Source organism: Cupriavidus sp. 22TCCZM04-2 (genome assembly GCF_057798895.1).
Window position 1 is genome coordinate 117,891 of record NZ_JBYOJS010000018.1, and the last position, 10,991, is coordinate 128,881.

The 10,991-nt window shown below is 66.3% G+C and carries 6 protein-coding genes; 2 read left to right on the forward strand and 4 right to left on the reverse strand.

Annotated elements, in window-relative coordinates; genetic code table 11:
* Nucleotides 1-460 precede the first annotated feature (460 nt).
* Both ppk1 and AC3FKG_RS23505 read right to left on the reverse strand, forming a co-directional pair.
* The gene (ppk1, locus tag AC3FKG_RS23500; RefSeq protein ID WP_483712379.1) at nt 461-2,596 is read right to left on the reverse strand and encodes a polyphosphate kinase 1; all 2,136 of its coding nucleotides are present in this window, start codon (nt 2,594-2,596) and stop codon (nt 461-463) included.
* A gap of 173 nt (nt 2,597-2,769) precedes the next feature.
* Nucleotides 2,770-6,327 (reverse strand): indolepyruvate ferredoxin oxidoreductase family protein, encoded by a 3,558-nt coding sequence (locus tag AC3FKG_RS23505; RefSeq protein WP_488744278.1) that lies wholly within the window; start codon nt 6,325-6,327, stop codon nt 2,770-2,772.
* Between the two features lie 120 nt (nt 6,328-6,447).
* Between AC3FKG_RS23505 and AC3FKG_RS23510 the strand changes: the two genes are divergently transcribed.
* The gene (locus AC3FKG_RS23510; RefSeq protein WP_483712382.1) at nt 6,448-7,383 is read left to right on the forward strand and encodes a LysR family transcriptional regulator; all 936 of its coding nucleotides are present in this window, start codon (nt 6,448-6,450) and stop codon (nt 7,381-7,383) included.
* A 244-nt stretch (nt 7,384-7,627) separates the two neighbouring features.
* Nucleotides 7,628-8,356, forward strand: coding sequence for a Crp/Fnr family transcriptional regulator (locus tag AC3FKG_RS23515; protein ID WP_483712383.1), 729 nt, complete (start codon nt 7,628-7,630; stop codon nt 8,354-8,356).
* Between the two features lie 89 nt (nt 8,357-8,445).
* Here the strand turns inward: AC3FKG_RS23515 and AC3FKG_RS23520 are convergent, their stop codons facing one another.
* Together AC3FKG_RS23520 and bcaP are read right to left on the reverse strand one after the other, a co-directional pair.
* Nucleotides 8,446-9,543, reverse strand: a complete 1,098-nt coding sequence (locus AC3FKG_RS23520) for a Leu/Phe/Val dehydrogenase (protein ID WP_488744279.1) — start codon at nt 9,541-9,543, stop codon at nt 8,446-8,448.
* Nucleotides 9,544-9,680: 137 nt separating this feature from the next.
* A partial coding sequence (gene bcaP / locus AC3FKG_RS23525; protein ID WP_488744280.1) for a branched-chain amino acid transporter BcaP occupies nt 9,681-10,991 on the reverse strand: 1,311 nt, incomplete at its 5' end.

A 10,991-nucleotide genomic window follows, 5' to 3' on the forward strand; every position in this document is an offset into this window, starting at 1 on the left:
GCGCGTCTTCTACCCGGTGCGAGATGGGACGCCGCTGTTGTCGCGGATCCTGGCAATTGCGTGGAAAAGTCTAGGCCTGGCACATCGCCACCGGATATAGAAGGAATTCGATTCTTCAGACATTTCTGATGCAGTCCGGACGCGTATCGGTGCGGCCTGCGCCATGGACCACAGGTCGTGCGAAAGGGAAAAAACCTGCGCGGCCCGACGACATCGATGCGATGACATGGAAACAGGATCGCCTTGCGATGGGTTGTCGTTGCAGTCGAACCATGCCGGCGAAGAAATGGGAAGCGAGCGTCGAATCAGTCCGGTGATGGATCATCGACGTAAAGTGGGGAAAAGCCGGCAGCCATTCTAGGACTGCGGCTTGGGGATGCCTTGCGGTGCGTCAGTAATCGGTGCGGGGTTGGGAGGGGATTGAAAGGTATTGCGGAAGGGAAGCCGCCGACTCACCCGTTCAGGTGAGGCTCGCCAGCAGGAATCCCTGCGCGGATTCGCCCTCCCGCGAACGGCGGCGCCGGTAGGTCCCGTCCGCTTCCATTTCCCAGGCCTCGCGCTTGTCGCGCAGATAGGGCTTCAGGCCTTCGGCGATCACCCGCTTCCGGAGGCGCGCGTCCAGCACCGGAAAGCAGACTTCGATGCGCCGGAACAGGTTGCGGTCCATCCAGTCGGCACTGGAAAGCATGACGTCTTCGGCCTTGTCGTTGTGGAAGTAGAAGATCCGGGAGTGCTCGAGGAAGCGGCCGATCACGGAGCGCACGCTGATGCTCTCCGAGAGACCCGGCACGCCCGGCCGCAACGCGCAGGCGCCGCGCACGATCAGGTCGACGCGCACGCCATCGCGCGAGGCATCGTAGAGCGCCTGGATCAGCCCCGGCTCGAGCAGCGCATTCATCTTCGCGATGATCCAGCCCTTGCGCCCCGCGCGTGCATGCTCGGCCTCGCGCCGGATGGCCTGCAGCAGGGACTTGTGCAGGGTGAACGGCGACTGCCAGACATGGGCGGTCTTGCTGATCTGCCCCAGCCCGGTCAGCTGGCCAAAGACATTGGCGACATCCTGCGTGATCTCCGGATGGCAGGTCATCAAGCCGAAATCGGTGTAGAAGCGCGTGGTCTGGCTGTGGTAGTTGCCCGTCCCGAGATGCGCATAGTGCCGCAGGCGTCCGCCTTCGCGCCTGACCACCAGCACCATCTTGGCATGCGCCTTGTAGCCGACCACGCCGTAGACCACATGCGCGCCCGCCTCTTCGAGCTGCGCGGCCCAGCCGATATTGGCCTCTTCGTCAAAGCGCGCCAGCAGCTCCACGACCGCGGTGACTTCCTTGCCCTTGCGCGCCGCATCGGTCAGCGCGGACAACAGCACCGAATCATGGCCCGCGCGATAGACGGTCTGGCGGATCGCCACGACATCCGGGTCCTGCGCGGCCTGCCGGACAAAATCCACCACCGGCGCAAACGACTGGAACGGGTGATGCAGCAGGATGTCGGCTTCTCGGATGGCGCGGAACATGTCGGCTTGCGGCTGCAGTCCCTTTGGCAAGCCCGGGCGGAAAGGCGGGTACTTGAGATCGGGGCGGTCGACCGCTTCGGGCACCTGCAGCATCCGCACCAGGTTGACCGGCCCATTGACCGAGAACACCTCCTTGGCCGACAGGCCGAACTGCTGCTGCAGGAACAAGGTCACCGGCGGCGAGCAGTTGTCCGCGACTTCAAGCCGCAGGGCGTCGCCGAAATGGCGCTGCGGCAGCTCGCCCTGCAGCGCTTCGCGCAGGTTCTTGATCTCCTCTTCGTCCACGAACAGCTCGCTGTTGCGCGTCACGCGGAACTGGTAGCAGCCGCGCACCGTCATGCCGCTGAACAATTCGCCGACATGCGCGTGCAGGATCGAGGACAGGAACACAAAGCCATGCCGGCACCCGGCCACTTCGGGCGGCAGCGCGATAACGCGCGGCAATGCACGCGGCGCCTGCACGATGGCGTTGCCTGAGCGGCGGCCGAACGCGTCCTTGCCGTCGAGTTCCACCGCGAAATTCAGGCTCTTGTTCAGCACGCGCGGAAACGGATGCGCGGGGTCCAGCCCGATCGGCGTCAGCACGGGCATCAGTTCATTGAAGAAATACTCGCGGATCCATTCCGCCTGCGCCGCGTTCCAGGTCGGCCGCCGCAGGAAGCAGACCTGCTCGGCGGCGAGCGCGGGAATCAGGACGTCGTTGAGCATCTGGTACTGCAGCGCGACCAGTTCGCGTACCCGGGCGTTCACCAGGTCGTAGAGCGTCTGCGGGGACAGGCCATCGGGGCCGCTGACCGGCGACTGGACCAGGCATTGTTCCTTCAGGCCCGCCACGCGGATCTCGTAGAACTCGTCCAGGTTGCTGCTGAAGATGCACAGGAAGCGCAGGCGTTCGAGCAACGGCGTGTCGGGGTCGGCGGCCTGCATCAGCACGCGCCGGTTGAATTCCAGCTGGCTCAGTTCCCGATTGACGAACAGGGCGTTGCCGTTTTGCCAGGTGGACGATGCGTCCGGGGCAGGAGGGCCGTCGATATTGGCTGCCGGCGGCAGCGTGCTCCGTGAAGGAATCGCGTCGTCTTCCATTTGGGACCGGGGACGTGGTGCCGGAGGGGCTTCAATGGATTCTAGTTCACGGCGATGGGGGATTTGGGATTTGATTTGGTTGGCTGGGGGGCTGCTCCGCCGGCGTAGCCGGCAAGTCACTTTCCGTCTCGACGGAAAAAAAGACCGCCGCACAAGGCGGCGGTCTTTACCCGTCACGCCGCCAGGCGTGTGCCCGCGCGATACTGCGCAAGCAGTGCCTCGCGCTTTGCGGCCGCGGCATGCATGTTGCCTTCCTTCACGTGGCCGAAGCCACGGATGTCGTCGGGCAACGTTGCCAGCGCAATCGCGGTGTCGAGCCGGTCATGGCTCAGCGATTGCGCGAACTCGCCGACCATCGCCATGTAGTCGGCAACCAGTTGCCGTTCGGCGCGGCGCTCGGCGGTCTTGCCGAACACATCGAGCGCGGTGCCGCGCAAACCCTTCAGGCGTGCCAGCAGGCGGAACGCCGACATGGTGCGCGGGCCAAAGCGACGCTTGAGCAGGCGGCCCTTTTCGTCGGTCTTCGCCGTCAGCGGCGGCGCGAGCCAGAAGTTGAGCTGGTAGTCGCGGCCGGGCTCGCCTTCGAACTGCGCGCGCAGCTTGTCGAGGAAGGCGGGATCGGTGTAGAGACGCGCGACTTCGTACTCGTCCTTGTAGGCCATCAGCTTGGCAAGATTGCGCGCCACGGCCTCGGTCAGCGCCAGCTTGCGGCCGGCGCCAAGCTTCTGCTCGGCCGCGCGGATGCGCTCTACCGCATCGCGGTAACGGCCCGCATAGGCGGCGTTCTGGTAGTCGGTCAGCATCGCTTCACGCTTGCGGATCAGGTTGTCGAGCGTCTGCGGCATGGCAACCACCTGCTCGCGCGGCGCGGTCGGCAGCATGGCACGCACCGCCGCCTCGCCGTGATGCGCGAGATAGCGGCCCCATTCGAACGCGAGACGGTTCTTCTCCACCGACACGCCGTTGAGTTCGATCGCTCGCAGCAGGCTGTCGCGCAGCAGCGGAACCCAGCCCTTCTGCCACGCAAAGCCCAGCAGCAGCGGGTTGGAATAGATGGCATCCGCCAGCAGCGTGACCGCCCAGGCGCTGGCATCGACGAACGCGCATGCCTCGCCGGCGCTGGCACGCAGGTCCTGTTCCGCGTTGGCGCCCGGGAACTTCCACTTCGGGTTCTTGATGAATTCGGCGGTCGGCGTGTTGGCGCTGTTGACGACGGCCGCGGTCACGCCGTGGCGGACCTTGGACAGTACGTCCGCCGATGCGGAGACGATGGCATCGCCGCCGATCACGAGCCGCGCGTCGCCGGTGGCAATGCGCGTCGCATGCAGCGCGGCCGGACTCGGGGCGATCTGCACGTGGCTGATCACCGCGCCGCCCTTCTGCGCCAGGCCGGCCATGTCGAGTACGGTTACGCCCTTGCGTTCGAGATGCGCAGCCATACCCAGCAGCCCCCCGATGGTGACCACGCCAGTGCCGCCCACGCCGGTCACCAGCACGCCATACGGACGCTCCAGCGCCGGCAGCACGGGCAGCGGCAGCGCGTCGAAATCAGCGCCCGTGCCCTTGCCGCCCGCGGCGGCCGGCTTGCGCACCTGCGCGCCCTCGGCGGTGACAAAGCTCGGGCAGAAGCCGTTGACGCACGAGAAGTCCTTGTTGCACGACGACTGGTTGATCTTGCGCTTGGTGCCCAGCTCGGTTTCCAGTGGCTCCACCGACAGGCAGTTCGACTTGGCCGAGCAATCGCCGCATCCTTCGCAGACCGCGTCGTTGATGAAGGCGCGGCGAGCCGGGTCCGGATAGGTGCCGCGCTTGCGGCGCCGGCGCTTTTCCGTGGCGCAGGTCTGGTCGTAGATCAGGATGGTGACGCCCTCGGTCGCACGCAGGTCCAGCTGGACCTGGTCGAGCTGGTCGCGGTGGAACACCGTCACGCCGGCCGGCAGCATGCCGCCATTGCCGTACTTGTCGGGCTCGTCGGTGACGACCACGAGCTTCTTCGCGCCTTCGGCCAGGACCTGGTGGGCGATCTGCGGCACGGTCAGCACGCCGTCGATCGGTTGCCCGCCCGTCATCGCCACCGCGTCGTTGAACAGGATCTTGTAGGTGATATTGGCGCTGGCGGCAATCGACGCGCGAATGGCGAGCAGGCCCGAGTGGAAGTACGTGCCGTCGCCGAGGTTGGCGAACACGTGCTTGTCGTTCGTGAAGTGCATCTGGCCCGTCCACGCCACGCCTTCGCCGCCCATCTGGCTGAAGGTGTCGGTATTGCGGTCCATCCACAGCGTCATGTAGTGGCAACCGATGCCAGCCAGCGCGCGCGAGCCTTCGGGCACGCGCGTGGAGGTGTTGTGCGGGCAGCCCGAGCAAAACCATGGCTTGCGTTCGACGGCGAGCCGCGGCTGGGCGGCCTCGCGCTCCTTGGTCTCGATCAGCGCCACGCGCGCCGCGATGCGCGCGCGCACCTCTTCGGGCAAATCGAAGCGCTCCAGGCGCCGGGCGATGGCCTTGGCGATCAGCGCCGGCGACAGTTCATAGTGCGCGGGCAGCAGCCAGTTGCCGCGCGGCACCGACCACTCGCCGCCGTCATTGCCGCGCTGGTCGAACTTGCCATAAACCTTGGGCCGCACGTCGTCGCGCCAGTTGTACAGCTCTTCCTTGAGCGCGTACTCCATGATCTGGCGCTTCTCTTCAACCACCAGGATCTCGTCCAGCCCGGTCGCGAACTCGCGCGCGCCGTGCGCCTCGAGCGGCCACACGCAGCCGACCTTGTAGACGCGGATGCCGATGCGCTGGCAGGTGTCGTCGTCCAGCCCAAGGTCGACCAGCGCCTGGCGCACGTCGAGGTAGGCCTTGCCCGCGGTCATGATGCCGAAGCGCGCGTTGGGCGAATCGAGCACGACGCGGTTGAGCTTGTTGGCCCGCACATAGGCCAGCGCGGCATACCACTTGTGGTCGAGCAGGCGCGCTTCCTGCTGCAGCGGCGTATCCGGCCAGCGGATATTGAGGCCGCCCTCCGGCATCGTGACATCATCGGGTAGTACGACCTGCACGCGGTCCGGATCGATATCGACGGAGGCCGTGCTTTCCACCACGTCCGTCACGCATTTCATCGACACCCACAGCCCCGAGTAGCGGCTCATGGCCCAGCCATGCAGCCCGTAGTCCAGGTATTCCTGCACATTGGACGGGTACAGCACCGGAATGCCCGCGGACAGCAGCACGTGCTCCGACTGGTGCGCCACCGTGGAAGACTTGGCCGCATGGTCGTCGCCGGCCAGCAGCAGCACGCCGCCGTGGCGCGACGAGCCGGCCGAGTTGGCGTGCTTGAGCACATCCATGGAGCGGTCCACGCCGGGTCCCTTGCCGTACCACATCGAGAACACGCCGTCGCGCGTCGCGCCGGGGAACAGGTTGACCTGCTGGCTGCCCCACACGGCCGTGGCGGCGAGGTCTTCGTTGACGCCGGGCTGGAACACCACGTCGCTGGCGGCCAGGTGCGCCTTGGCCTTCCACAGCGCCTGGTCGACGGCGCCCAGCGGCGAACCGCGGTAGCCCGAAATAAAGCCCGCCGTATTGAGGCCGGCGGCACGGTCGCGCGCCTTCTGCAGCATGGGCAGGCGCACCAGCGCCTGGGTGCCGCTCAGGTAGACGCGGCCTTTTTCCAGGGTGTATTTGTCGTCCAGGCTGGCGTTGGCCAGGGCCTCACGCAGGGCTTGTGGCAGCGGGGCATTCATGGGTGTCTCTCTCCGGGGGATGTCGAAGTTATTCGTGGCAGTGTAGGAAGCGCCATCGATATCGTAAAATCATGAAATCCGAGAGCTGATATCCGACAAACGAATACCGGAGCAATGACCATGGCAAAGGCACGCGAGACGCCGGAACGGCTGGCCAAGGAAATCACCTTGCGGCAGTTCCGCTACTTCGTCGCGGCGGCGGAAACAGGCCAGTTTTCGATGGCCGCGACCGCCGAGCATGTGTCGCAATCGGCGATTACCAACGCCGTGCTGACGTTGGAGCAGCGGCTGGCGGTGCGCCTGTTCGACCGCCTGCCGCACGGCGTGGCGCTGACCGCGGAAGGCCACCTGTTCCACCAGCATGCGCGGCAGATCCTGGACTCGGTCGAGGACGCGCTGCGCGAGCCCCGTTTTCAGGTGTATGGGCTAAAAGGCAGCGTGCGGCTGGCGGCGTCCTATACGGTGCTGGGCTACTTTTTGCCGGGCCTGCTGGCGCGCTTTCGCACCAGCTACCCCGACATCGACCTGGACCTGCAGGACATGGACCGCCCCGAGATCGAGCGGGCCGTGCTGTCGGGGGACATCGAGCTTGGCATCGGGCTGCTGTCCAACCTGGAGCGCCCGCAGCGCTTTGCCCGCCACACGCTGATCCGTTCGCGGCGCCAGCTCTGGACGTCGGCCACGCACCCGCTGCTGGCCATCGAGCGCCCGTCCTTGCGCGATATCGCGGCCTACCCTTACATCCTCATCACTGTGGACGAGGCCGAGTCGTCCACGCTGCGGTACTGGCGGGGCCGCAAGCTGGCGCCCAACATCGCGTTCCGCACCAGTTCGATGGAGGGACTGCGCGGGCTGGTCGCGCATGGCTTTGGCGTCACGGTGCTGTCCGACATGGTGTACCGCCCATGGTCGCTGGAAGGCCGGCAGATCGCCGCGCGGCCCATCGCCGACGCGGTGCCGGACATGGAGGTCGGCATGCTGTGGCAGCCGGGACGCAAGCTCGAAAAGCCGGCCGACGCGCTGCGCGAGTTCCTGATCCACGCCTGCGGCAGCTGATCGGCCGGCGGCGTGCCGCCTCCTCCCTTTGGCTAGGGCTCAACCTTTCGTCGCAACCCGCACGCGGGGCGCCGAAACCCGTTTCATCGGGCGAATGGCGACGCCTTTACGCCATGTGAAACGGGGTCTAAGCCCTTCAGCCAATGTTCGTCGTCGTACAGAACGCGCCTAATGTGCCCACGGGCCGGCACCAGACCGGCAGGAACCCATCGGAACTTTGCAACATGGAAACGGGGAGCGCGGGATGGACACTTCGAACAGGACAGGTGGCAACAACCTACTGTTGCGTCAGCTTCCGGAATCGGAATGGGCGGCACTCAAGCCATATCTCGAAGCCGTGGCGCTGCGTGGCGGGCAATTGCTGTGCGATGCCGGGCAGCGCGTGCGGCACGTCTACTTTCCGAAAGATGGCGTGGTCTCGCTGCTGTCGCTCCATGCGGACGGCTCCAGCGTGGAACTGGCCGCGGTCGGCAACGAAGGCCTGATCGGCCTGCCCGCGCTGACCGGCGCGGAATCCATGCCGCAGCGGTGCGAAGTCAGCCACCCGGGCACGAGCTGGCGCATTGCCGCCGGCGACCTGCGCGAGCTGTATCCGCGGCTGCCGCAGATGCAACGGCTGGTCATGCGGTACATGCAGCTGCTGCTGACGCAAGTCGGCCAGACCGCGGCATGCATCTGCCACCGGACGCTGATGGAGCAGCTTTGCCGCTGGATCCTGCAGACGCTGGACCGGCTCCAGAGCAACGAGCTGCGCATCACGCAGCAGCGCATCGCGGAGATGCTCGGCGTGCGCCGCGAAGGCGTCACCGAAGCCATGGGCAAGCTGCAGAACCTGCGGCTGATCGAGCATACGCGCGGCCGCATCATCGTGATCGACCGCAACGGGCTGGAGTCGATTTCCGGCGAGGCCTATACGATCGTCTCGAAGGAAGTGCGGCGACTGGTCGGCGATGCCAGGGAGATGGCACGCTGACCGGCATGCCCGGCGGGCGGCGCTGTTGCAAGCGCCGCCTGCGGTAGCTGCCGCACCGGCCTTGGCATCACCATGGCCAGGGTGGCAGCTCAGTTCGACTCGATACCTTGCGATAACACCTCGTGAGCCCACGTCACCGCTTCACGTGCCGGCGCCTGGCCCGTCGACTCAACGCGTTGCGCCAGCTTGAGCACCCGGTCCCGGATGCCGGCCACTTCGTCGCGCAGGACGGAATCATCGACGCCGCCGAGGTATTCCCGCGCGCAGCTGACGATGCCGCCGGCGTTGATGAGGAAATCGGGCGCATAGAAGATGCCGCGCTGATGGAGGGTATCCCCTTCGGCCAGTGAGGCGAGCTGGTTGTTCGCGCCGCCGGCGATGACCTGGAAGCGGCAGCTTTCGGCCACGGCCGGGGTGATGACGCCACCGAGCGCACAAGGCGCGAAAACATCGGCGTCCGCGCCCGAAATGGCCTCCGGCGCTACGACGCGTGCGCCGAATTGCTGTTGCGCCTGCGTGGTCCGCCCCGCATCGATATCGGCCACGGTCAGGGCCGCGCCCGCTTCATGGAGGCGTCGGCAGAGTTCCCAGCCTACCGACCCCAGACCCTGGACGGCCACCGACAATCCGGCGAGCGACTTGCGGTCCAGGCGGTACTGCACCGCTGCCTGAATCCCCACAAACACGCCGTATGCCGTCCACGGCGAGGGGTTGCCACCGAATCCGCCGTCGCGCGGCAGGCCGCTGACGTAGCGCGTCTCGGCCTGGACCGCGCGCATGTCGTCCACCGTCGTGCCCACATCCTCGGCCGAGATATAGCTGCCTCGCAGCGATTCCACCATGCGCCCGAAAGCGCGGAAGAGCTGCCGGCGATCCGTCTGCGCTGGCGAGCGCAGGATCACGGCCTTGCCGCCGCCAAACGGCAGCCCGGCAAGTGCGTTCTTGTAGGCCATGCCCTGCGACAAGCGCAGCGCATCGGACAGCGCCTCGGCCTCGGTAGGATAGGTCCAGTACCGGCAGCCGCCGAAAGCGGGGCCCAGTGTGGTGCTGTAGAGGGCGATGATGGCCTGCAGGCCGGATTCCGGATCGGTGGCGAGCGTCACGCGCTCGTGGGACAGGCCTTCGCCGGTGCCGAACAGGCGCACGGCGGCCGCTGCGTGGGTACGGTCGTTCAATGTCTTCTCCATGACGTAGGGAATGCAAGGCTGTAGCCCTGCCTTCCTTGGTACACCGCCTGGATTGCAGTGCGGTGCGGCTCTGGACGGGGCGGGTAGCCCCATCGCGAATGGTGGGTGTCCGCGTCGCTTCTTACGGCCAGCCCTTGCTACCGGGTTGCGCCGTGCAGCACCGCATTACGGCGCGCGTACAGGAAATAGACCGCAAGGCCGATTCCGAGCCAGGCGAGGAAGGCGATCCAGGTCAGTGCCTGCAGGTGGGCCATCAGGAACAGGCAGAAGCCAACCGATAGCAGCGGCACCACCGGCACGCCGGGGCAGCGGAAGGCCCTGGGCAACTCGGGACGTGTCCGGCGCAGCACCAGCACCGCGATCGAAATCAGCGTGAAGGCGGAGAGCGTGCCGATATTGATCAGCTCGGCCAGCACATTGAGCGGCACGAATGCGGCGATCAACGCGAACACGATGCCGACGGTCCAGGTGGCAAAGAACGGCGTGGCATGTACGCGATGCACCGACGACAGCCGCGCGGGCAGCAGGCCGTCGCGCGACATGGCGAAGATGACGCGAGTCTGGCCAAAGGTCATGACCAGGATCACCGTGGTCATGCCGAGAATGGCGCCGAGGTCGACAAAGCCGGCCACCCAGTTCTGTCCGGCGAATTGCAATGCCAGCGACACCGGGTGGTCAACGCCGGCGAACCTGGCGAACGGCACGATACCGGTCATGATCGCGGCCACCACCACGTACAGCACGGTGCAGACCGCCAGCGAGCCGATGATGCCGATGGGCAGGTCGCGGCTCGGGTTGCGGACTTCCTCCGCGGCCGAGGTCACGGCGTCGAAGCCGATGAAGGCAAAGAACACCAGCGCCGCCGCATTGAACACGCCGCCCATGCCGAACGGCGCAAACGGCTGCCAGTTCGCCGGTTTCACGTGCCACACGCCCACGGCGATGAACAGCAGCACCACGCTGATCTTGATCGCCACCATCACATTGTTCAGCCGCGTCGATTCCTTCACGCCGTACGACACCACCCAGGTGATCGCCAGCATGATCAGCATGGCCGGCAGGTTGACCATGGTCTCGACACCGGGCACCGCGCCTGGCGCGGCCGTGAGTGCCACCGGCAGCTTCAGGCCGAAGCCGGCGACGAGCGACTGAAAATAGCCAGACCAGCCCACCGACACCGCCGAGGTGGCCAGGCCGTATTCGAGCAGAAGGTCCCAGCCGATCATCCAGGCGATGATCTCGCCCAGCGTGGCATAGCTGTAGGTATAGATCGATCCCGACACCGGGATGGCGGAAGCAAACTCGGCATAGCAAAGCGCGGCGAAGCCGCAGGCCATGGCCGCGATGACGAAAGACACCGTCAGCGCCGGGCCGGCGGTCAGCGCGCCGGTGCCGGTCAGCACGAAGATGCCGGTGCCGATGATGGCGCCGATGCCCATCATCACGAG